Genomic DNA, 22564 nt, shown 5'->3' with positions numbered 1-22564 from the left:
AATAGCAATAAGTAAAAGTGTCTTAAGTATAAAATGGTGTTTCAAAATACCGGGAGGTCAGATTGCAAAAGCTTTCAGTAAAAGACTTGGATGTAAAAGGGAAGAAGGTCCTTATCCGTACGGATTTCAATGTGCCTCTTGATAAAAAAGGCGAAATTATAGACACCATCAGGATAACAAGTTCTATCCCTACCATAAAAAATATTATTGACCGCGGGGGCCGGGCGGTATTGATTTCTCACCTGGGCAGGGCCAAAGGAGAAGTAATTGAGGGCCTCCGGATGAACAAGGTCGCGGAAAAACTTGAGGCCGCGTTAGGCAGAAAAATAAAAAAGTTAAACGACTGTATCGGGACATCGGTTGAAATGTCGGTTGCCGGCATGAAAGACGGGGATGTCATCCTGCTTGAGAATGTCCGGTTTTACAGTGAAGAAGAAGACAATGACCCCGAATTTGCCCAGAAACTTGCGAAACTTTGTGATTATTATGTGAATGACGCGTTCAGTGTTTCTCACCGGGCTCACGCATCGGTTGTTGGTGTGACTAAGTTTGTTTCCAAATCTGCCGCGGGGCTGTTAATGGAAAAAGAAATTAAATACCTGGGGCAGGCCGTGCAAAATCCAAAAAGGCCGTTTTTGGTTATTCTTGGAGGCGGCAAGGTTTCAGATAAAATAGAGATTTTTAAACATCTTCTGCATAAAGTTGACGCGTTTTTGATCGGCGGGGGAATGGCCTATACCTTTTTAAAATCACAGGGAATTCTGGTTGGCGATTCTCTGGTGGAAAAAGATAAACTGGATTTAGCTAATGAAATTCTTGAAACTGTAAAAAAGAACCACAGCAGAATAATCCTTCCTGTAGACCATATCATTGCCGATGAATTTTCAAAAACAGCGCACAGCAGGGTGCAGGACGAAAAATCAATACCTGACGGCTGGCGCGGAATGGATATAGGGCCCAAAACCATTGAGATTTTTAGAAAAGAAATTGAAAACGCGAATACAATTCTCTGGAACGGTCCGGTCGGGGTTTACGAGATACCCCAGTTTAAAAACGGGACAATCGCGGTCGCGAAACTTTTAGCTGAATCAAAAGCGACAACAATTATCGGGGGCGGCGATTCAGCGGCGGCGATACATGACAGCAATGTGGAAGATAAAATTACACATATTTCCACCGGAGGCGGCGCGTCACTGGAATTTCTTGAAGGAAAATCACTCCCGGGAATAGAGGCACTCAGCGATATTGAAGGAAGAAAATTGTTTATCGCGGGAAATTGGAAAATGAACACACTGCAGAAGGACGCGAGAATACTTATAAACGGGATCAAGGAAAAAACAAACGGATTTAAGAACATCGATATAGCTTTTATACCGCCTTACACTCATCTTTTTTTAATGCAGGACCTGCTTAAGGATTCAAATATTAAATTTGGGTCCCAAAATATGTATTTTGAGGAAAAGGGGGCCTTTACGGGAGAGATATCGCCTTTAATGCTTAAGGATTTAGGCTGTAACTATGTAATTATAGGGCATTCGGAGAGGCGGAAATATTTTTGCGAAACAGATGAGTTGTTGAATAAAAAAGTAATATCCGCCTTGAAACACGGGTTATATCCGATTTTTTGCGTGGGGGAAACACAGGATGAAAGGGATAAAAATTTGCACCAGAAAGTTGTTGAAAAACAATTGATTAACGGTTTAGCAGGAATAAACAGGGATGAAATTAAAAAAGTAACAATTGCGTATGAGCCGGTATGGGCGATTGGCACCGGCAAAAATGCGACCCCTGAACAGGCGGAAGAAATGCATAAATTTATAAGGAACAGGCTTTCTGTGATTTATGATGAAGAGATTTCTTCAAATGTCCGTATCCAATACGGGGGCAGCGTGACTCCTGAAAATGTGGAGGATATTCTCAAACAGGAAAATATAGACGGTGCGCTCGTTGGAGGCGCGAGCATAAAAATTGATACTTTTACTGATATATTGAAAACAGCAAATAATTTATAACCAGTGAGCATTAAAAGGAGGATTTGAGTGTATACCTTAGTTCTTATTATCCATGTAATAGTTTGTATCGGAATGATTTTTATTGTTTTACTTCAACAGGGCAAGGGGACTGATATCAGTTCTGTTTTCGGGGGGGGCGGGCAAAATCCGTTACTGGGGAGCCGCGGGGCCGCGAGTTTTATCGGGAAGGTAACAGTGGGTTGTGCAGCGATTTTTATGGCAAGTTCTCTTTATCTTTCGACAACCGGGCAGAAAGTTTCAAAAGCTTCTCTGATGGAAAAGGCCGCCCAGGAAGAAGCGGGAAAAATGCGTTCCAGCCACCCTCAGCCGTTGATGGATTCTGCTGTTTTGCCGGCCCTGCCGGAATCAGTAACACCATTAATTAATAAATAAGATGAAAAATACAGTAAAATTCGTTATCGTTTTGTTTGCAGCCGCATTAATGTTTTCATGCTCGAAAAAAGATAATGAAACAAAAACCGGGTTTGAAAAGCAGTCTGGCGGCAAAATTATTATCAGTTCGATAAGCGACCCGAAATCTTTTAATCCGATTATGGCAAAAGAGACATCTACTACACAGGCAATCGGATGGTGTTTTGAAGGCCTTACTGAAACAGACGGAGTAACTACAGAAGTAAGACCGTGTCTTGCCGAAAGCTGGCATATTTCGCCCGGCGGTTTAGAATGGATATTTAAGCTTCGCAAAGATGTCCAATGGTTTGACGGCAAGCCGTTTACAGCCGATGACGTGGTTTTTACATTTGAAAAACTGATTTATAATGACGATATTCCTTCTTCAAGCCGGGATATTTTTACAATCGACGGTAAGGAAATAAAGGCCGAAAAGATCGATGATTTTACTGTAAAATTCATATTGCCAAAACCATTCGCGCCGTTTCTGCGCCAGCTTGGGCAGGAAATAATGCCGAAACATGTCCTTGAAAAAGCAGTCCTGGAAAAAAAGTTTACTTCAACATGGGGAGTAAATGCAAATCCTTCGGAAATTGTAGGAACGGGCCCGTTTTATCTTAAAGAATATATTCCCAGCCAGAAAATTGTTTTGGAGAAAAACCCGTATTATTGGAGAAAAAATAAAGATGGGAAACAACTGCCCTATCTGGAACAGCTTGTAATTTTGATTGTCCCGGATCAGGATGCTGAGCTTTTAAAATTCCAGTCAGGAGAGATAGATATTTTATCGCCGCGGGGCCAGGATTTTGCCTTGCTGAAAGCAAAAGAAAAAGAAGAAAATTTTACGCTTTTTAACTGCGGGCCGACATTTGGGACTAATTTTTTAGTGTTTAACCAGAACCTTGGCACGGTCAAGCGCCCTAAGATTGATTGGTTCACAAATGTTGAATTTCGCCGTGCTGTGGCTCATTTGATAGACAAAAATTCAATTATTAATAATGTTATGTCCGGGCTTGCGTTTCCCCAGCACTCGGCAATGGAAAAGGCCGCTGTGTTTTTCTTTAATGATAATGTTAAAAAATATGATTATGATATTGCCAAAGCCAAAGAAATTTTGTCACACGCTGGATTCAGAGATAAAAACAATGACGGATTTATCGAGGATAAAAACGGAAATATGGTGGAATTTACGATACTCACAAACAGCGAAAATAAAGAGCGTGAACAAATGGGTAATATTATCGCGGATGACCTGCGGAAAGCGGGTATTAATGCGCATTTCGCGCCAATCCAGTTTAATACTTTGGTTAATAAACTTGACAACCCGCCCTTTGACTGGGACGCGATAATCATAGGGCTGACAGGCGGAGTTGAACCTCACGGGGGAATGAATGTATGGATGTCCTCCGGCCAATTGCATATGTGGTATCCCCGCCAGGAAAAACCCGCGACATCATGGGAAAAAGAAATTGATGATTTATTTACCCGCGGAGCGAGCGAGTTAAACGAAGAAAAGCGCAAAGGAATTTATTTCCGCTGGCAGGAGGTAGCCGCCGAACAGCTTCCTTTAATTTATACAGTTAATCCCGCCGCCATTTACGCAGTCAGAAACAAATTCGGGAATATCCATCCTACCGCTTACGGGCATGCATTGCATAACATCTGGGAAATATATATAAATAAATGAGGAATCCGCCTAAGGCGGATAACGAATAGTCCAAACACAGGGCAGAGATCCTTATTAAACAGAGGAGGAGAAAATGAAAAAAGTTTTATTAATTCCTTTATTTATTTTTCTGTGTTCTATTCATACTGTTAAAGCTGAATTGCCGGAAAATCCAAGTGTGCAATTTATGATCACCTCTGAAAAGGAAGTTGAATCGGATGTCCTTATTATTAAGATGAAAATCGATAAAAAATCGGGCACTTTCGCCTCCGCATCATCGGATTGCAATAAAGCATTAAACAAGACGAAGGACGAACTTAAAAAGGTCGGGATAGATGAAAAAGACATAAAGGTTTACAATTTAAATTCATATGTGTCGAGCGGTTTTTTCAGCAAGGATTATGTTGTTAGGGGATATGTTGATTTAAAAATTAAAGATTTAAAATTTATTAACAATATATTTGAGTTAATACGGAAAATTGATCCGGATATTTCAATAGAAAATATTGAATATGATATTGAAAATAAAGAACCGGCAAAAAAAGAATTGATAGACATGGCGGCAAAAAAAGCAAAACGGCAGAAAGAATGGTATGAAGAATCTTTTGAAGTTAAACTGGAATTACTGTCGCTTGATGAAATCCCGGGCAGTGAAAATGAAATTCATACATATCTGGAAAAAAATACAAAAGGCAAATATTTTTCCGAGCCCCTGGAAGAATACGAAGACATTAAAGAAATGCCACTTAAAAAGATGTCCATGAATATCTTAGTGCGGTATAAGATTATTAAATGATATGTTTTCATATATTCGTAAAAGAATAATCCATATGGTTCCTCTTCTCCTGGGGATCACTTTTTTTTCCTTCCTGATAATACAGATGGCCCCCGGCGACTATTTTGACCAGTTAAAATTAAATCCCCAGATTTCCAAAATTACTTTGGAAAAGATGCGGCAGGAGTTTGGACTGGACAGGCCGTGGATTGTCCAATATTTTAATTGGCTGAAGAATATTTTAAAACTCGATTTTGGATATTCTTTTACTTATCATGTTCCTGTTTTTGACCTGATTAAGGAAAGAGCATGGAACACATTTTCGTTATCTTTTTTAAGTATAGTTTTTATCTGGTTATTGGCAATTCCGATGGGAGTAGTTTCAGCTGTTAAAAAAGAAAAAATACCGGATAAGCTTTTTTCAATAATTGCATTTTTAGGGATGTCAATACCGAACTTTTTTATTGCTTTTCTATTAATATTTGCGGCGGCAAAAACAGGCTGGCTGCCGATCGGAGGGGTAGTTAGCATCGACCATGAAACCTTGAGTATACCGGGCAGGATAGCGGATTATCTGAAACATATAATTATTCCGATTAGTGTGCTCGTTATCGGTGGATTGGCCGGGCTCATGCGTTTGATGAGAGCGAATATGCTTGAGGTTTTGAGAAGCCAGTATATTATTACAGCGCGCGCGAAGGGGCTTCCGGAATACCTTGTAATTTATAAACACGCGTTGAGAAACGCGATTAATCCATTAGTCACAATTTTCGGATATGAAATCTCGGGGCTTTTGAGCGGCGCGGCATTAATAGAGACAGTAACCTCATGGCCGGGTCTGGGGCGTTTAATGCTTGATGCGGTGTTCAGCCAGGATTTATACCTTGTTATGGGAAGTCTTTTGATGAGCGCGGTTCTTTTGCTTGTGGGAAATTTAATTGCCGATATTTTGCTTCTGATTGTTGACCCGAGGATAAGACAGTAGTTTTTACAGGTCTTATAAGTCGTATATGACATATATGTTTTTAAAAAAATTCAAAAAACATAAATTAGCGGTTTTTGGCGCGGGAATACTTTTTATCCTTTATTTCTGCGCTGTTTTCGCGGATTTTATTTCACCTTACAGTTATTATATTCAGAACAGGGATAAAAGCTATCATCCGCCCACAAAAATTCATTTTTTTGATAAAGGCGGGAAATTTTATATCAGGCCGTTTATTTATGGGACGTCAGGAGAGATAAATAGTGAAACATTCCAGAAAAGTTATATAATAAACGATCGGGAAAAGTATTTTATGCATTTCTTTGTTAAAGGGGAAGAACATTTATTTCTGGGAATATTTAAAGCCAACATTCATCTTTTTGGTGTTGATGGACCGGCTAAAATTTTTATTTTCGGCAGCGATTACCTGGGCCGGGACATATTTACGAGGATTTTATATGGAAGCAGGATATCGCTTTCAATAGGGCTGATTGGTGTTTTTATATCATTTATTATCGGTATGATTGTTGGAGGGATTTCAGGATATTTTGGAGGATGGGTTGATAATTTCATTATGCGTTTTTGCGAGATAATAATGTCTTTCCCGCATTTTTATCTTCTTCTGGCGCTCAGGGCCACCTTTCCGCCGGCTTTATCTTCAGTTATTATTTATATTTTAATAATAATTGCCATGAGCTTTATTGAGTGGGCCGGTATGGCACGTGTTGTCCGCGGAATGGTCCTTTCATTGCGTGAAGAAGAGTATGTTTTGGGTGCCAGGTCCATTGGAGCAAGTCCATGGAGGATTATATACCGCCATATCCTGCCCAATACTATGTCTTACGCCATTATATCCGCCACGTTAAGCATTCCGGGTTATATACTTGGAGAATCAGCCTTAAGCCTTTTGTCATTAGGGATTATGGAACCACAGGCAAGCTGGGGGAATATGCTTTCTGTGGCAAAAAGTGTTAATGTTTTGACAAATTTTCCATGGGTTCTTATCCCCGGCATGTTTATTTTTATCGCGATTATGGCGTTTAATTTTTTAGGGGATGGTTTAAGGGATATATTTGACCCAAAATTAAAATACTAGAAGCGGTTTCATAAGTCGGTTCGTCATGAAGTTGAGCGAAGGACTTATGAACAAGGCAGCAGGCGCAAAATGCCCGGAGGCGTCCGCCGCAGCGGACATCGAGGACATTTTGTGCCGATAACGCAGTGCATAAGTCCTACAGCCAACTGCAATAGAAGGGACTTATGAAACCGCTTCTATTGCTCTTCTTTTTTAAGCAGGTGTTCCAGTGCTTTCCTTCTTGATGACAGCAATTCATTATCATTGGTTAATTTAAAACTATACTTTTTCTGCCAATTCCACCATCTTATTAAATGATTAATTGCCTTTTGATGTATAATAAAAATCCACTGTTTGCTTTTAGAAAGTTTCCTGCCAATGTGAGAAAAACTTAATCCTTTGACATAGTGCAGTTCAATTACGATTTTTTCATCTTTGCTTAAACGGTCAATAAGAGAATTTATGATTTCCGCTTCTTGTTTTTCAGAGATTAAATCTAAAGGCATTTTTATCTTGCTGTCGGGAATTATTTCGTCGATATTCATGGACGTGTCACGGGAGCTGTCTATTTTTTCACCCAGGGAAATACATTCCGATAATTCCTTGGTGGCCATATGCCCGCGCCTGTCAGGGTCGCGTGAGCGAAAATCTCTCCATAGATATTGTTCAGCCAGTTTAATTGTCCACATGAGGAATATTTTTTCCACATTGCCTTTATCTGACACCTTTTTGGGATTAAACCTGATCATGGCCTGCCATGCGCCAGTAAGCAGTATTTGTTTGATGTCTTGTTTGTCCATGCCGGGAGAAAAGTAATGCGCGGCTATTTGATTCAGTACCGGCTCTATTTCCTTCAGGACTTCTTCAATTGCTTTTTTATTTCCCTGATTTGCCTGGTGATATAATTCTTTCATATTATGAGTATTTTATCAGTTTTTATCGGCAGAAGCTCTTAAATTCTTTTTTAAAAAATTTAATTTGCCGATAACAAAATCTATATCCTTTTTTGAAATATCCGAGGTTAATGAAATTCTCAGCCGGCTTTGTCCCTGTGGGACAGTAGGCGGCCTTATTCCCGGGATAAATATACTTTCCTCCATGAGGCGTTGGCTGAATTCCATAGTTAATTTGTTGTCTCTTAAGAGAACAGGTATTATCGGGCTTTGGGTCCGCAGCGTGTCGAATAACGATTTTTTTAAATTTTTAATAAAATAGGAAGACGAATCCCAAAGTTTTTTTCTTCTTTCGGGTTCAGAATCAATTATTTTTAATGAAGCAAGGCTTACAGCGGATGCCGCGGGGGGCAGGGCCGTAGAATAAATGAAACTGCGGGATTTATTTATTAAAAATTCACGCAGGTTTTTGTTTCCAAGTAAAAAGGCGCCGAAACTTGCAAACGCTTTGCCAAGCGTGCCTAACCTGATTATATATTTATTATCGGGATTAATATTAAAATATTCTAAAACACCTTTCCCCTTTTTTCCAAGTATCCCAAGGCTGTGAGCTTCATCAATATACAGCAGACATCCGTACCTGTCGGCGAGATTTAATAACAACGGAATATCGGCAATATCGCCATTCATGCTGAATATGCTTTCAGTAATAATTAATTTTTTTGACCTGCGCGCGGTATTTTTTAATGTATTTTCTAATATGTTATAATCAAGATGCGGAAAACGCCTGAATCTTGCCCCGGAAAGCAAGACCCCGTCAATAATACTCGCATGACACAGCCGGTCGCAGATAATTTCATCATTTTTGTCCATTAATGAAGGGATTACACCAAGATTTGCCTGGTAACCGCTTGCGTATAAAAGACATGTTTCAGATTGGAAATATTCCGCAAGGGCGTTTTCGAGATCCTCGTGTATTTTTATGTTCCCTGAGATCAGTCTTGAGGCTGAGGAACTCGTTCCGTATTTTTGCAATGCTTCAACGGCCGCTTTTATAATCCTCTTGTCATTGGCCAATCCGAGATAATTGTTCGAGGACAAATTAAGCATCCTTCGGCCATTGATTAATAAATATTTTTCCTGTGCCGAGTTGATTTTCCGGAGTATTCTGAGGTTATCTACATCGATATTTTTGATAGAATTTTCGATAAAACTGTATAAAGGGGAAGCAGGCATAAGACAAATTATATCACAAGAGGAATCTATTTTATACAAAAACCGGTAAATATAAATAGGAAAAGTAAATTTTTGGGAAAAAATTTAATTGTTGCAAAATTTTTGATAAAGCTATATTATTAAAAGAAGGTTTTAAGGAGGAATAAAAATGAATAGAAATATTTTTATCTTAATTTTAATTGCATTTTGCGTAACCAGAGTTGTTTCAGGGCAAGGCCGTGAAGAACTTCAGGAAAACATAGGTTATAGATTTTATGCAAGCAATGCGCCCATTTATCATTTTCTTACAAATGTCGAAAATAAAAAAGGGGAGATTTTTATCGATTGGGAAGATAATTTGTACATCGTGGATTCCGAAGGGACTTTCCTCTATAACAGTAAAGCTGAATTGGTCAATAAAATGGCTGAGCGTATTCAGATCCCGCTAAAGGCGGACAGTTTTGGCAATATTTACATTTTGCAGGAAAATAAAATAAAAAAAATGTCTCCACAAAAAGAATTATTATCAAGTTTCCCGATAGATGAGGATTCGCGTCTGGTCCATATAGATGATAAAAGCAATTATTATTTTATTTCGCTTAGAAAAGAATTTAAGACCGACGAATATAATGAAGAATTAAGAAAAATCGAAGAAAAACAGAGAGAACTGACATATCCGGCAGGGGTGGCCGATGAATTAAGAAAAGTCAGTCAAAGATATAACTATGTTGTTGTTCCCGGAGAAATCACAGATATGGGAGATGTTGACGCCATTGACAGAAGATTGTATGATTACAAACTTGAGGCAAGGGATTCGACATATGCGCTTGAGAGCCTTAGAATTGAAAACTCTAATTTATGGAAGGCGCTTGAATTTGAGACATCCGCCGCCACAAGGGTAAATATAAGGCAAAAAGCGGATGATACCTTAAACCGGATGCTCAGGGTCCAGGATAGATTGGCATTCATCGCAAAAGACATTGATGATTTAAATTACAGGAAAAGATTGCTTTTATTAAATCGAGAAAGAGAACTTAAATCAAAAGAGACAGAGGATAGGGAAGAGTATGCCCGTTTAAATGATGAAAAACAAAGAATTAAAAAGTCGATTGAAGAAGATTTTAAAATGAAATACGAAATCAGGGTTTATACCTCTGATAAATATTTAATTAATAATTATCCCATACCATTACCGCAGGAGGGAATTCCGCTTTTTTCGTGCCACTTAATAGTTTCTGACCGGAAGGGCAATTTTTACGGCTCTGACGGGAAAAATGTGTATATTTATGACTGGGAAGGTAATTTATTGGCGAGTTTTGGAAATCCCGGAGATTATAAGGGAGGAATTAAGGCTGTGAGCTGGCTTGCAGTGGACAGCAAAATGAATATATATGTTTCGGACCCTTTGAACAATAAAATATTAAAATTCGGGTTGGAAAAACCGGTTTTAAATTCAATTCATTGAATTTGATTAATAATCTAAAGAATGTTTAATAAAGACCGATAAAATACCAGTGATTTTTAAAACAATAAGCAAAAAAGATTTTAATAAATTTCTGGAAATTCTTATTGAAAATAATAATTTTTTTGCCCCTCAAAAAATAGCAAAGGACAAGAATAAGAAGCCTATCTATGACCTCAGGGAAATTAAAAATATCGGCGATATTGACTTCAACTATGATATTATAAAATATCCCCCAAGGCGTTTTTTTCTTCCCTACCGCGAAGTGATTTCGAGTTTTAAAATAGAGAATAATACCTGGGAGCAAAATATTGGTTATGAAACTAAAGTCCCGCGTGTCCTCCTGGGTCTGCATCCCTGCGATATTAATTCTTTAAATAAGCTGGATAAGGTTTTATTGCTCGGAGATTACCCTTCGCCTTATTATGCCATCAGGAGAAAAAATACTTTTATTATCGGCATGGATTGTGAACCGAAACCTTTTTGTTTTTGCCGTTCGGTTGGGACCCATACGGTCCAGCACGGCTGCGATTTGTTCCTGATAGAAATCGGGGACAGCTACTTTATGGAAATATTCAGCAATATAGCTTTCGATTTTTTAAAAAAAGTTAAAACAAAAGACACTACTAAAGCGGATGATGATGAATATAAAAGAATAAGAAAATTAAAAACAGAAAAATTTTCCGCAAAAGTGGATGTAACTGATTTAACTAAAATCCTTGATATGGAGTTTCAATCAGATGTCTGGAAAGAGTGGGGTGATAGATGTCTTGGCTGTGGAAGCTGCGCAAGGGTTTGTCCGACCTGTTATTGTTATGGAATCGAGGAGAAAATCGACTTAAAATTCCAGAACGCCGGGAAGCTGAAAATTTTGCATGCCTGTACCCTGGTTGATTTTGCCGAGGTTGCAGGAGGCTTTAATTTCAGGCCTGAAAAGCATATACGTCTGAAATACAGGTATTACCATAAACACCGCGGATTTGTTGAAGCTTATGAAGAATCATTATGTGTCGGATGCGGCAGGTGCGGCCAGGCATGTCTTGCGGGGATAACAGTGCCGGAGGTCATATCGTCGATTAGAGAATGAAATAATTTTAAGTTGTAAGGGGGGATTGTGGAATATTCATTGAAGTACCAGGATGTATTAAGCGAGAGTAAAAAAATAAAGCCCGGGGGGCGGCTGAACCGTAAAACAGATCTTGGAAATTTTGAGAAAACTTTCAAATCCGAAATAACCGGCGTGATTGAGCTTACACCATTGGAGAAGCTATTTCAGGTCCAAATTATCAACCATGATGAAAGGGAACGGTTTTCTTTTAAACCCGGGCAGTTTCTGATGCTCGAGGTCCCCGGCTTCGGGGAAATTCCCATTTCAATATCCTCATCTCCCTCACGCCGCGGTGTGGTTGAGCTTTGTATACGCAAAAGCGGGCGTGTTACCAATTTCCTGCACAAAATGCAGAGAGGTTCGCATGTCGGCATTAAAGGCCCTTTCGGGACGTGTTTCCCCATGGAAAAGTTTGTAAACGAAAATGTGCTTCTTATTGCCGGCGGTCTGGGGCTTGCTCCCTTGCGGTCAGCGATTTACTATGTTGAAGAAAACCGCAACATGTTTAAAGATATTTCTATCATGTATGGAACAAATGTTCCCGGCCAGATGCTTTTTACATATCAATATGAGACATGGAAAAAGATTGACGGCATAAAACTTTTTACAATTGTGCAGAATCCCGATAAAAAGTGGGAAGGAAAGGTTGGGCTTATTACCGACCTGTTTGAGGAAATAACAATTGATGCGTCCAATACTCATGCCATTGTCTGCGGCCCTCCGGTAATGTTTAAATTTGTTTGTAATAAACTTAATGATATTGGCATACCTATGGAAAAGATGTTTGTTTCACTGGAAAGGAGAATGCATTGCGGAATGGGAAAATGCTGCCGCTGTAATGTAGGCTCGACGTATACCTGTTTGTCCGGACCTGTTTTTGATTATTGGACAGTCATGAATTTGAAAGAGGCGATATAAAACGGTTCAAACGGTTTGAACCGTTTAAACGGTGAAAAATATGCAATATTTAGGCGTCGATTTAGTTAAACCAAAAGCGGCATTTTTTGATTTTTCCAGTTGTGAAGGATGCCAGCTTCAAATTGCCAATAACGAGAGCAATCTTTTGGATTTTATATCTTTAATGGAGGTAATTAATTTCCGTGAAATATTGACGGGGGGTAAAGATGATTATGAAATAGCATTCATTGAAGGAAGCATTACCCGTGATGATGAAATAAACAGGGTAAAGAATATAAGGGAAAAAACGAAAATTCTTGTCGCATTTGGCACCTGCGCGTGTTTTGGCGGCATAAATAAATTAAAAAATAAATTTAATGATATTGAATGGGTAAAAAAAGAGGTTTATGGCAACTATCCTGTAGAAACTAATGATAAGGTTTTGGCAATTGATGAGGTTGTAAAAGTTGATTTTTATATTTATGGATGTCCTGTTAATAAACCGGAAGTAGAAGCAATAGTCCAAAGCATCGCGCTTGGCAGGGAGTTTAGATATTTAAAACACCCCGTTTGTTTCAGATGCAAAGAAAAACAGAATATTTGTCTTTATGAACTTGGAAAAATCTGCATGGGGCCTCTTACTAGGGCGGGATGCGGGGCGAGGTGCCCGTCAAACGGCAATAGTTGTATAGGATGCCGGGGCCCGGCGGCCGAGCCGAATATAGAATTTATGAAAAAAATAATGAAGAAAAATGGATTTACTGAAAGGCAAATCAGGGACAAATTTGAGCTTTTCAGCGCTTTTAAATGGGAGAAATAAATGCACAGTGAAAAAGACTATCTTACCAGGGTTGAAGGGCATGGCACCATTGACATAAAAGTAAAAAACGGCAGGATTGAAAAGGCTGAATGGCAGGTTGTGGAAACACCCAGGTTTTTTGAGGCGATGATGGTTGATAAACATTTTGATGAGGTTTCGCTTATTGTTTCGCGGATCTGCGGTATTTGCTCGATTGCCCATGTTACCACGAGTATCCGGGCTACCGAACGCGCGTTTGGTGTTGCCGTGAGCGAAAAAACCGAAATATTCAGACGCATTCTAATGAACGCAGAAACAATTCAAAGCCATATACTTCATCTTTATTTCCTGGCCCTGCCTGATTTTTTAAAAGCAGGCAGTATATTCCCAATAATCGCAAAAAACAGAAATGCGGCAGAAATAGCTTTAAGGTTAAAAAAACTGGCTAATGACATGTGTGATGTTGTCGGCGGGCGGAATACTCATCCAATGACTATGATTGTCGGCGGATTTACCAGGTTTCCTTCAAAAGAAAACATTCTGATTCTAAGAAAAAGTCTGGACAATTCTGTATCCGACTTGATTGAGACATCAAAAATATTTATGAGTTTTAAAATACCTGTTTTTGAAAGAGAAACGGAATTTGTCTCTTTAAAAGGCATAAAAAATTACCCTTGGATTGGCGGGGAATTAGTGTCTTCAGACGGCGTCTTAAAAAATGAGAATGATTATAAAAGTATGACAAATGAGTTCATGGCCGATTGGTCAACTTCCAAGCTTGCAAAATTAAGCCGCGGTTCTTTTGCCGTAGGGGCGCTTGCGAGGATTAATAATAATTTCAATCTGCTACACCCGAAGGCCAGGAAAATTTGTGATAATTTTAAACTCAGGCCGGTTTGCTATAATCCTTTTATGAACAATATCGCGCAATTAGCGGAATGCTTTCATGTTGTTTATGAAACAATCGAACTTCTTGATAAAGCGCTGGATTTTGATTTAAGTCCTGAAAAAGTCGAAGTAAAACCCAAAAAAGGGAAAGGGGTTGGCGCTGTTGAAGCTCCTCGCGGGATTTTGTATCATTGCAACGAATATAACGAGAAAGGGAGGATTGTCCATAGCGATTTTATAATTCCTACCGGGCAGAATCACGCGAATATACGGGAAGATTTAAATAAACTGGTCAAAGATTACTCAAAGAAGGGTTATCCGGATAAGGAGATTGAATTGTTGTGCCAGATGCTTGTGCGGTCGTATGACCCGTGTATATCGTGTTCAGTGCATTAATCCATGTCAGTCTGGCTGCAAATCCCGAATCCCGCGTTCTCGGAATAAAATATCCTCGACATAGCATAGAGCTATGCCTCCGGGCATTTTATTCCTGTGGCCTTGGCTTCGGGCTTTTCGCTCAGCCTGAATGAGTCTGTGTAAGGCTATCTACTAATCCAAATCTATTGAGGCTTTGTAGAGGTATTTTATGGCAAAGCGTGTTTTTGGAAAAAATCTTCGCTGGTTATTATGGCTGGTGGAGGTTTTTTGTTTTCGCATTTCGCATAGGATTTTTAATTTGATAAAATAAAGTATTGTGGTAGAATATAATTATCCTGAAAAAAATCTAAAAAATAAAAATGCTTGTTAAAAAATCTAGTTTAAAGTAAAATAAATCATAATGATGTCGGCTATGCCGGAGGAGTCATTAAAATGAACAAAAGAAAGAAATTTAATAAAAAAGAACCATTACATAATTGTGTGAAAGAAAATCTCGCTGTTTATTCCGCTCCAACATCCTCTGTTTCATCATTTTTAAAAAAATTAAATATCGATTTTAAAAAATCTTGTAATTGCAAAAATAGCAATTTAAACTGCATGACACCAAAAGAATGGCTTAAAAGCCAAATTGGCGTTTGGCAATTTTTTTATGAAAAACGCGATATTCGAGATAAAACAGTTCATCCCGCAACATTTCCTATTTCACTCTCAAAAAAAATTATATCTTTGTTTACACATGAAGGAGAACTAGTATTAGACCCTTTTGTCGGCAGTGGAACAACTTTGGTTGCTGCAAACGATTTGAATAGAAATGCCGTGGGATTTGATTTACAAAAAAAATATATTGAACTTTGCCAGCAAAGGTTAAGCCAAAATTTATTATTTACAAATACAAAACAAATTGCGATCCAGGCTGACGCTATGGATATATCTGATTATCTGAATAAAGAGACAGTTTCTTTAATATGGACGTCGCCACCCTATGCAAATTTATTAAACAGAGAAAGGAAAAATAAATCCCGCAGAGACCGCGATAATGGACAATTAGGTAAAGTTGAACAATATTCACAAGACTCACGCGATTTAGGTATTATGGAAATAGAAGAATATACAAGAACAATGGGCGATATATATGAAAAGTTACTGCCCCTTTTACGTCCTAAAGCCCATTGTGTAATTAATGTTCCTGATATGTGGTGGGAGAACAAGAGAATTACCATACATATCAATATTGTAGAGGAATTACGAAAACGTGGTTATGAACTTAGAAACATTATTATTTGGGACAGAACAAATGTGGTAAACGCAATAGGTATTTTTGGGTGGCCGAGCAACTATATAACTATGGGTGTAACATTTGAATATTTATTGGATTTCTGGAGGCCAGCATAAGATGAAATTATTTACAAAAGATGAGCTTATAAATGCTATTAGAAAACTATCAAATCAAGGTTGGCACAAAAGCGTTAAGAAAACAATAGACATCAGGAATGACGGAGCAGTTGGAAATACTCTTGAAGTTTTGCTCGGGATAGAAGAAAATAATTTACCAATACCTAACGCAATGGAATGGGAGTTAAAAGGACAAAGAGCGGACAGCTCATCTTTAATGACTTTGAAGCATATAGAACCATCTCCTAGAGCATCAAAAATAGTTCCGCAAATTTTATTGCCGAATTATGGTTGGAGACATGAACAAGCCGGAAAAAAATATCCAGATACCGAAATGAGTTTTCGTTCAACAACTTATGCTACCGGATATACCAATAGAGGTTTTAGTATAGTTATTGATAAGCAAGAAAATAAATTGAAATTTGTATTTAATTCTGCATATGCCGATAAGAACAATCCTATGATTTTAAAGTGGCTTAATGGAGTCGAAAAAAAAGTAGGATTAGGCCCGCTAAATCCAGAACCTTATTGGGGGTTGGATGATTTAAAATATGAAATAGGAGCAAAAATTAAAAATTGTTTTTATATAATAGCGGAAAGAAAAATAGAAAATCGTCATGAATATTTTAGATTTAAAGATTTATATGTTATGTCGGGATTTGATTTTAACGGTTTTCTTAGATGTTTTCAAGAAGGATTGGTATACGTTGATTTTGATGCGAGAACCGGACATAATCATGGAACAAAATTTAGAATTCGACAAAGCGCTTGGAAAAACTTATACAATTTAGTTAAAAAAAAATTATAAAACATATCAATCAAACCGACACCGCATAGAAGCTCAGTTATTTTAAGCGTTTAAAATATAACAGGCAAAGCCTTTAATGAAAAAACTAGTCAAAGGCATTCACCATAGAAGAAATAGCAGAATATTTGCATCTGTATTCATATAGAATACGCAGATTGATCAGGGTGAAAAGATCCCTGATTTCCGAGCTGGCGGTCAGTGACGGTTTCTTGATAAATGCTCGAAAGCTATCCTTTCGCCAGGGAGAAAGTACGTTCGAAGAAATGAAATATTAACAGAATGTCAAGGAAGTTTAAAAAAATGATAGTGTAGATGAACTATTTGATAAATATATGAAATACGATTTCACGATGGGATTGCTTATTTAAAAGGAAAAAGAAATGCATCTCAAAAGTCTAAAGATAACCAATTTTCGAAAATTTGGGAGTGAAAACAACACTGTCGAATTTGTGGGATCCAAGGATATTTACTCAAAATCCCCCATTAACATTGCGCCTTCGACCACGCTCATTGTTGGCAAAAATAATTCAGGAAAAACAACTATTACTAAAGCATTGAATAAATTTCTGGGTAAAGGGGGCGCGTTTCATGCTAACGATTTTAATTTTATCTATTTAAATAGTCTGCTTGATGAATACAAGAGCGGTAGGTTTGAAAAAATACCTACGATAGAATTCGAGGTGGCTGTCAGCATTAATTTTGACAGCGACTGTGATTTAGTAACAAACGTTGCGCCTTTTATGAATATTGAAAATGTTCAAGCTTCTGAAAAAGAGAGGGTTTTTCGGGTGCTGTTGAAGTATGAAGTGAAAGAAAAAGGGGCAGTTCGGGCTTGGCTATTCAAATTTAATGACTATCATCGGTGAGTTGATTGAATATATCGAAAAATATCCGAAGCAAGACTGCCACAGCAAGATCAATCTTATTTGCATAGAAGAGCCCGAGGCTTTTATGCATTCGCAGATGCAGGAGCTGTTTATTAAACATATTAACGATGCGGTTTCTTTTTTGCTGGATGACAGCAAGAAGGAAATAAATAGCCAGCTCATAATAACCACTCATTCTCCCCATATCCTTAATAGCAAAATTCACAGTGGTAATTCTTTTGACAATATTAGTTATATTACGATCGCAGATAATTTTTCAAACGTGGTAAATCTAAATGACAGAAACGTGATGGAGGAAAAGGTAGAGGCGGATTCCGGCAAAGATGCCGAGACGAAGAAAAAGGTAGTTCAGGATTTGAAATTTCTTAAGAAGCACATTAAATATAAAGTTTCAGAGCTCTTTTTTTCCGATGCTGTTATTTTTGTTGAAGGCGTCACAGAGGAGACTCTTTTATCCTATTACATTGATCGGGACGAAAGTTTAAGCAGATATTATATTTCTATTTTCAACATCAATGGTGCCCATGGACTTGTTTATCACCCGCTGATAAAGCTTCTTAAAGTTCCTAATCTAATCATAACGGATTTTGATATAAAAAGAACTGGTGCCGAAAAATCCAGTTGTAGTCAGGTTTCTGACCTTAAGGACAAGATTACTACGAACAAGACTATCGCCAAATACAACCCCAGTAAAGAGAAGATAGAAGGAATCAATGGGTATTTCGAAGACGGCAACATAAAAGTCGTTTTTCAGTATGAAAAAACGGCAGGTTATTTCGCAACAAGTTTTGAAGAATCATTCATCCTGACAAACTATGATAACAATATTTTGAATAAAGTTTTGGCCAGCATTAAACCGGATACGTATAACGAAATCGTCGGTACGCCAGAAGATAAAAATAAGCTTAAAGACGCTTTATATAAGTTTCAGAGTAAACTTTCGAAAAATAAAAGTGATTTTTCAAATGAACTTTTATACGAAATTGTCATCTGTGATGATACGGGGTCGATTCCTAAGCCCCCGAAGTACATTGCCGATGGGTTGACGTGGCTCAAGGGCGCACTAAAAAAGCAGGTTGAAGGAGGCGGTGAATAAATGAGCTTGTCTAAAATATCGCCTGCTTCTAAAAAAGAGGAGGAATCTGTCCAAGAGTTAATTAATTCTTACATAGATAAAGATGAAAGCATCGTTTTTAGTGCAGGGGCAGGGGCTGGCAAAACTTATGCCCTTACCGAGAGTTTAAAACAAACTATGCGGGGTTGCTTAGTAATGTGGCAAATTTTAAGAAAACTATAAGTGTTATTTACAGGATTGAAAATTATAAAGAATGTCTTGAGAAAATCAGTGACGGTCATCGGAAATATGGAGAAGTTAAATATGACGACCGATATAATTTCGACGTTCTGCACAAGATGATAATAAGCCACGATACACTACTTGAGTACGCGCTAAAGATGTTTAAAATTTATGATTTGCTTAAAAGAGTTATTCTGGACACATATCCGTATATCCTGATAGATGAGTATCAGGATACGAATAGGAGTGTCGTCGAAATAATGAAGCTTATTGAAGATCATGCGAAAACTGTTAAGAGGAAGATCTTCATCGGGTATTTCGGCGATTCTGCACAGAATATATACGAAGATGGCGTCGGAGGAGATTTGACTTCGGTTCATCCGGGGTTGAAGGTTATCAATAAGCAGTTTAATCGCAGGTCGCATTCGGAAGTAATTGATGTTATCAACAGAATCAGGAACGATGATATTAAACAAAAGTCAATCTATGATGACTGCACCGGCGGGTCTGTTGAATTTTACACAGGGTCAGGAGAGGTTAAAAACATCTTTATTGAAGAATATCGAAAGAAATTTGGCGTTGACTCCGGAAACAAACTTCATTGTTTAGTTTTGTTGAATAAGTTCGTCGCCGAATTTAACGGTTTCCCAGATGTTTACAATGCTTTTTCAGATGCGCCGTATTATAAAATAAATTATGACAGGCTTAATAACGAATTGCTCAGCAATGACCTGTCGAAACTTGGAGATATTCCGCACCTTTTTTATCGGATTCTTAAGTTTATCAGCGATCTTAACAATCCGAATACCGCTATAGCTCACGTAGTTGATAAAAAAATTTATTCGAGAATGACATTTTCCAAGATGAGAGAACTTGTTGTTTTAATGAAAAGTATCGGCGGAGCGTCTTTGGGAGAATATGTTAATGACATCTTCGATAAGTACAAAAATTCGGGGAATAATTATTATAAACAAGTCATTCAGAAACTTTTTGAACTTGAACGTTACTCGTATCATGACTTTACGAATTACCTCCTTGACGAATTATTTCTCAACATTGGAAGTGGGAGATTGAATGATTTCAAGGTAAGCCTTACAGATGAATTGTCAGTGGCCGATTTCTTAAAAGAAACAGATTTCGATTTATTCAAACAAAAATTGGAACAATTTCTTAATGGTGAATTCTTTTCTTATTCGGATCTGAACGAAGTCAATGCTTTTAAACAAAGACTGGACAATTTTCTTGGTGAACAGAAAGGATTTGGCATCGATCTGAAAGACATCGATTCGCTTAAGAAAAGAATCGACAGATTATTTGAAGATGAAATATTATCCATTATCGATATGGATGAAGTCGAGACCGCAAAAACAAAACTGGATACCCTTTTAAGTATAAAACTTGCGCAGTGGACACTGTGGTTCGAGTTTATAAACGATGATCGAAAATCAGATGTCGTGTATCATACTTATCATGGGACAAAGGGAGCTGAATTTGATAACGTAATTATTGTTATGGAGAATGATTTTGGCCGGTTGAATAAAGATAAATTTTCGTCTTTTTTCAAGAATTTGAATAATCCTCCGATTTCTGATGAAACGGAAATGTTAAAATTTAACAACACAAGGAATCTGCTTTATGTTTCTTGTTCACGAGCTATAAAAAATCTACGAATTTTGTATTTAAATGACATTTCAGGCTTTAAAGAAGGCATAGAGGCCGTCTTCGGTAAAACCATTCCATATGTACCGTCTTAAGACCAGCTTTATAGTTCTTTTTTTTAGCCGAAATGGGAAGAAGGTGAAGGCTTGGGCGAGGGTGATCAGAAAAGTAAGGGGAAAGTCATCAGGATGATTGCCAGGAATCCGTCTGTAACTATTACGGAAATAGCGGCCGCTCTTGATATGAGTATTCCCGGTATAGAAAAGATTGTCCGATCGTTAAAAAAGGGAAGCCGACTGTGCCGTATCGGTCTCGATAAAGGCGGGTATTGGGAAGTATCCGAAGAGGATTAAACCTTCTGCAAAAGGCGGATTGATTTTTTTTGGCATCCAATGTAGTAACCATCTTTACGGTTTCGCCCCGTTTTTTATCCATTCCCTGATTGTCTCAATTTCTTTTTTGGTAACACAGTTTCTTTCAAGAGGGACGCCTATAATGACTTTTCCTTCCAGTCTCTGCAGAAGTAAACTTTCGTCGGGCTTGCCCGGGACAATCCTTTTGATTTCAGGATAAGACGAGCTCGGGAAGTTTATTAAATTATTGTATGATTCCTTGTCCGACAGGTCAAGATTACCGGATTTTTCAAAAGAAGCGCTGGAATGGCAGGTGTAAAGAGAACATTTCTTTATAAAGATATTCCTGGATATGGATGAAAAAGACGGCTCAAGTTTTTGATTTGCTTCAGGTCTGCAATTTAAATATATAAATGAGAAGACTGAAATAATAAGAACAATATATGTTTTCATATCCGGAAGTTACCGAAGGATATTTTGATATTACTCCAATGTGAAATTAAGTAGCCTATAGACAACAGTACCTGGGTAACTAAAACCATTGCGACATTGGCCCCCTGGGCGGGGATAAATTTTTCCCTGTTATCGCGGAATTTTAAAGCCCCCTGAATGGCTTTAAAAGCAAATGGTAATGTAAAAAGACATAAGATGGTCCAGACCGGCATTATTCCTGATAAAATACCAAATAAGACCCATATATACACTGAGAGATTGAATATTGTGTAAATCCATGCGGCAATTTTTGGTCCAAAAACGATAACAAGATGTTTTCTATTGCCCTTTTTATCTGCTTCCGCGTCAGGGAATTCGTTCAAAAGCAAAAGGTTGAATACTAAAAAAAATGGGGGTATTCCCGCGAAAACAGCTTGTATATCATATCTGCCTGTGTATACGAAATAGGTGCCAATGATCGGAAGCAGGCCCAGACCCAATCCCGCGAATATTTCACCCAACATTATTTTTGATAAAATGGTATTGTAAAAAATGACCGCGAATGCGCCGGTTATAACTATAGGCAGGAGTCCCCATCCGACTGTAATACAAAAATAAATGCCAATCATTACTCCGGTTAATGCCGATGACATTCCTAATATAAAAACACCTGGTGGATTTAATTTGCCTGAAGGTAAAAAACCGCTCCCGCCTGAAAAGGGGGTAGGCGCTGTGTGAAGGTCAATTCCGCTCTTGTAGTCATAATAATCATTCAGAACATTGCAGCTTGTATGCATACAGAGCAACCCCGCCATGGCCAAAAATAATACAGGAAAACTAAAGCTGTTGTGGTAAAAGGCAACAGCAGTTCCATATAATACAAGGACAACGGATAGAATAAGGAATTGCGGTCTAGTTTCTAAAAACCAATCTTTAAAAGCCATTTTATTCTCCTCCTATGTTAAAAGTCAATTATTTTCTACTCTGAAGACTTATTTTTTAAATAGCTTCAGCTAATTTGAATTTATTAAAATCATCGAACACCCAATTATTTTTAAGTGTGCGATAAATTATTGTAAGAAACTTTCTCGCTGTCGCGATAATCGCCTTACCGCTGCCTTTTTTAGCTTTTAGTCTAAAGTAAAAACCTCTTAAATATTGATTGTATTTTATTG

Annotated in this window: 23 protein-coding genes; 18 read left to right on the top strand and 5 right to left on the bottom strand. The window is 37.9% G+C overall.

The window, feature by feature from the left end; all coding sequences use genetic code 11:
• Positions 1-62 precede the first annotated feature (62 nt).
• From tpiA to AB1498_05450, 6 genes are all read left to right on the top strand, one after another.
• Complete coding sequence (gene tpiA, locus AB1498_05475; GenBank protein ID MEW6087736.1) at positions 63-2012, top strand: triose-phosphate isomerase; 1950 nt, start codon at positions 63-65, stop codon at positions 2010-2012.
• Between the two features lie 27 nt (positions 2013-2039).
• A complete protein-coding gene (secG, locus tag AB1498_05470; GenBank protein ID MEW6087735.1) occupies positions 2040-2405 on the top strand; it encodes a preprotein translocase subunit SecG in 366 nt (121 codons plus the stop codon).
• A gap of 1 nt (position 2406) precedes the next feature.
• Complete coding sequence (locus tag AB1498_05465; GenBank protein ID MEW6087734.1) at positions 2407-4110, top strand: ABC transporter substrate-binding protein; 1704 nt, start codon at positions 2407-2409, stop codon at positions 4108-4110.
• 73 nt (positions 4111-4183) lie between these two features.
• Positions 4184-4885, top strand: a complete 702-nt coding sequence (locus AB1498_05460) for an SIMPL domain-containing protein (protein MEW6087733.1) — start codon at positions 4184-4186, stop codon at positions 4883-4885.
• A gap of 1 nt (position 4886) precedes the next feature.
• Positions 4887-5849, top strand: coding sequence for an ABC transporter permease (locus AB1498_05455; GenBank protein MEW6087732.1), 963 nt, complete (start codon positions 4887-4889; stop codon positions 5847-5849).
• A 25-nt stretch (positions 5850-5874) separates the two neighbouring features.
• Positions 5875-6942, top strand: a complete 1068-nt coding sequence (locus AB1498_05450) for an ABC transporter permease (GenBank protein ID MEW6087731.1) — start codon at positions 5875-5877, stop codon at positions 6940-6942.
• A gap of 176 nt (positions 6943-7118) precedes the next feature.
• On the opposite strand, the gene AB1498_05445 is transcribed toward AB1498_05450, so the two are convergent.
• Both AB1498_05445 and bioF read right to left on the bottom strand, forming a co-directional pair.
• The gene (locus tag AB1498_05445) at positions 7119-7835 is read right to left on the bottom strand and encodes a sigma-70 family RNA polymerase sigma factor (protein ID MEW6087730.1); all 717 of its coding nucleotides are present in this window, start codon (positions 7833-7835) and stop codon (positions 7119-7121) included.
• A 15-nt stretch (positions 7836-7850) separates the two neighbouring features.
• Complete coding sequence (gene bioF / locus AB1498_05440) at positions 7851-9050, bottom strand: 8-amino-7-oxononanoate synthase (GenBank protein MEW6087729.1); 1200 nt, start codon at positions 9048-9050, stop codon at positions 7851-7853.
• A gap of 148 nt (positions 9051-9198) precedes the next feature.
• Between bioF and AB1498_05435 the strand changes: the two genes are divergently transcribed.
• The 12 genes from AB1498_05435 (at position 9199) to AB1498_05380 (ending at position 20957) form a co-directional block, all read left to right on the top strand.
• Complete coding sequence (locus AB1498_05435; GenBank protein MEW6087728.1) at positions 9199-10494, top strand: hypothetical protein; 1296 nt, start codon at positions 9199-9201, stop codon at positions 10492-10494.
• Between the two features lie 49 nt (positions 10495-10543).
• A complete protein-coding gene (locus AB1498_05430; GenBank protein ID MEW6087727.1) occupies positions 10544-11578 on the top strand; it encodes a 4Fe-4S dicluster domain-containing protein in 1035 nt (344 codons plus the stop codon).
• Positions 11579-11605: 27 nt separating this feature from the next.
• The gene (locus AB1498_05425) at positions 11606-12517 is read left to right on the top strand and encodes an FAD/NAD(P)-binding protein (GenBank protein MEW6087726.1); all 912 of its coding nucleotides are present in this window, start codon (positions 11606-11608) and stop codon (positions 12515-12517) included.
• A gap of 40 nt (positions 12518-12557) precedes the next feature.
• Positions 12558-13316: an NADH:ubiquinone oxidoreductase gene (locus tag AB1498_05420; GenBank protein ID MEW6087725.1), complete on the top strand. Its 759-nt coding sequence runs from the start codon at positions 12558-12560 to the stop codon at positions 13314-13316.
• Entirely contained in the window at positions 13317-14579 is a 1263-nt protein-coding gene (locus tag AB1498_05415; GenBank protein ID MEW6087724.1) for a Ni/Fe hydrogenase subunit alpha, read from the top strand.
• 414 nt (positions 14580-14993) lie between these two features.
• Positions 14994-15953, top strand: coding sequence for a DNA methyltransferase (locus tag AB1498_05410; protein ID MEW6087723.1), 960 nt, complete (start codon positions 14994-14996; stop codon positions 15951-15953).
• Between the two features lies 1 nt (position 15954).
• Complete coding sequence (locus AB1498_05405) at positions 15955-16761, top strand: MvaI/BcnI family restriction endonuclease (GenBank protein MEW6087722.1); 807 nt, start codon at positions 15955-15957, stop codon at positions 16759-16761.
• Positions 16762-17141: 380 nt separating this feature from the next.
• Positions 17142-17627, top strand: coding sequence for an AAA family ATPase (locus AB1498_05400; GenBank protein MEW6087721.1), 486 nt, complete (start codon positions 17142-17144; stop codon positions 17625-17627).
• Positions 17611-18744 (top strand): TOPRIM nucleotidyl transferase/hydrolase domain-containing protein, encoded by a 1134-nt coding sequence (locus AB1498_05395; GenBank protein ID MEW6087720.1) that lies wholly within the window; start codon positions 17611-17613, stop codon positions 18742-18744. The genes AB1498_05400 and AB1498_05395 overlap by 17 nt, the downstream gene beginning before the upstream one ends.
• Positions 18745-18945: a hypothetical protein gene (locus AB1498_05390; GenBank protein MEW6087719.1), complete on the top strand. Its 201-nt coding sequence runs from the start codon at positions 18745-18747 to the stop codon at positions 18943-18945.
• On the top strand, positions 18921-20699 hold the full coding sequence (locus AB1498_05385; GenBank protein MEW6087718.1) for a UvrD-helicase domain-containing protein: 1779 nt from the start codon (positions 18921-18923) through the stop codon (positions 20697-20699). Before AB1498_05390 ends, AB1498_05385 begins: the two co-directional genes overlap by 25 nt.
• A gap of 51 nt (positions 20700-20750) precedes the next feature.
• Entirely contained in the window at positions 20751-20957 is a 207-nt protein-coding gene (locus AB1498_05380; GenBank protein ID MEW6087717.1) for a winged helix-turn-helix transcriptional regulator, read from the top strand.
• Between the two features lie 54 nt (positions 20958-21011).
• Here the strand turns inward: AB1498_05380 and AB1498_05375 are convergent, their stop codons facing one another.
• The 3 genes from AB1498_05375 to AB1498_05365 all read right to left on the bottom strand — a co-directional run.
• Positions 21012-21410 carry a hypothetical protein gene (locus AB1498_05375; protein ID MEW6087716.1) on the bottom strand — a complete coding sequence of 133 codons (399 nt, stop codon included), beginning with the start codon at positions 21408-21410 and terminating at the stop codon, positions 21012-21014.
• Complete coding sequence (locus AB1498_05370; GenBank protein ID MEW6087715.1) at positions 21407-22333, bottom strand: prenyltransferase; 927 nt, start codon at positions 22331-22333, stop codon at positions 21407-21409. Before AB1498_05370 ends, AB1498_05375 begins: the two co-directional genes overlap by 4 nt.
• A gap of 55 nt (positions 22334-22388) precedes the next feature.
• Positions 22389-22564 (bottom strand): IS110 family transposase (locus tag AB1498_05365; protein MEW6087714.1); only part of this gene is annotated, 176 nt, incomplete at its 5' end.

It is taken from the genome of bacterium (assembly GCA_040754625.1).
Classification (GTDB): Bacteria; JACRDZ01; JAQUKH01; order JAQUKH01; family JAQUKH01; genus JAQUKH01.
The sequence above is the reverse complement of the archived record's forward strand: the minus strand, read 5'-3'. Positions and strand labels throughout refer to the sequence as shown.

Bases quoted from the DNA above. Each gene is read 5' to 3' on its own strand.
- AB1498_05450 (MEW6087731.1), top strand. From the start codon at position 5,875: ATGACATATATGTTTTTAAAAAAATTCAAAAAACATAAATTAGCGGTT.
- AB1498_05415 (MEW6087724.1), top strand. From the start codon at position 13,317: ATGCACAGTGAAAAAGACTATCTTACCAGGGTTGAAGGGCATGGCACC.
- AB1498_05395 (MEW6087720.1), top strand. From the start codon at position 17,611: ATGACTATCATCGGTGAGTTGATTGAATATATCGAAAAATATCCGAAG.
- AB1498_05375 (MEW6087716.1), bottom strand. From the start codon at position 21,410: ATGAAAACATATATTGTTCTTATTATTTCAGTCTTCTCATTTATATAT.
- AB1498_05370 (MEW6087715.1), bottom strand. From the start codon at position 22,333: ATGGCTTTTAAAGATTGGTTTTTAGAAACTAGACCGCAATTCCTTATT.
- AB1498_05460 (MEW6087733.1), top strand. From the start codon at position 4,184: ATGAAAAAAGTTTTATTAATTCCTTTATTTATTTTTCTGTGTTCTATT.
- bioF (MEW6087729.1), bottom strand. From the start codon at position 9,050: ATGCCTGCTTCCCCTTTATACAGTTTTATCGAAAATTCTATCAAAAAT.
- AB1498_05420 (MEW6087725.1), top strand. From the start codon at position 12,558: ATGCAATATTTAGGCGTCGATTTAGTTAAACCAAAAGCGGCATTTTTT.
- AB1498_05390 (MEW6087719.1), top strand. From the start codon at position 18,745: ATGAGCTTGTCTAAAATATCGCCTGCTTCTAAAAAAGAGGAGGAATCT.
- AB1498_05405 (MEW6087722.1), top strand. From the start codon at position 15,955: ATGAAATTATTTACAAAAGATGAGCTTATAAATGCTATTAGAAAACTA.
- AB1498_05445 (MEW6087730.1), bottom strand. From the start codon at position 7,835: ATGAAAGAATTATATCACCAGGCAAATCAGGGAAATAAAAAAGCAATT.
- AB1498_05435 (MEW6087728.1), top strand. From the start codon at position 9,199: ATGAATAGAAATATTTTTATCTTAATTTTAATTGCATTTTGCGTAACC.
- AB1498_05455 (MEW6087732.1), top strand. From the start codon at position 4,887: ATGTTTTCATATATTCGTAAAAGAATAATCCATATGGTTCCTCTTCTC.
- AB1498_05410 (MEW6087723.1), top strand. From the start codon at position 14,994: ATGAACAAAAGAAAGAAATTTAATAAAAAAGAACCATTACATAATTGT.
- AB1498_05465 (MEW6087734.1), top strand. From the start codon at position 2,407: ATGAAAAATACAGTAAAATTCGTTATCGTTTTGTTTGCAGCCGCATTA.
- AB1498_05400 (MEW6087721.1), top strand. From the start codon at position 17,142: ATGCATCTCAAAAGTCTAAAGATAACCAATTTTCGAAAATTTGGGAGT.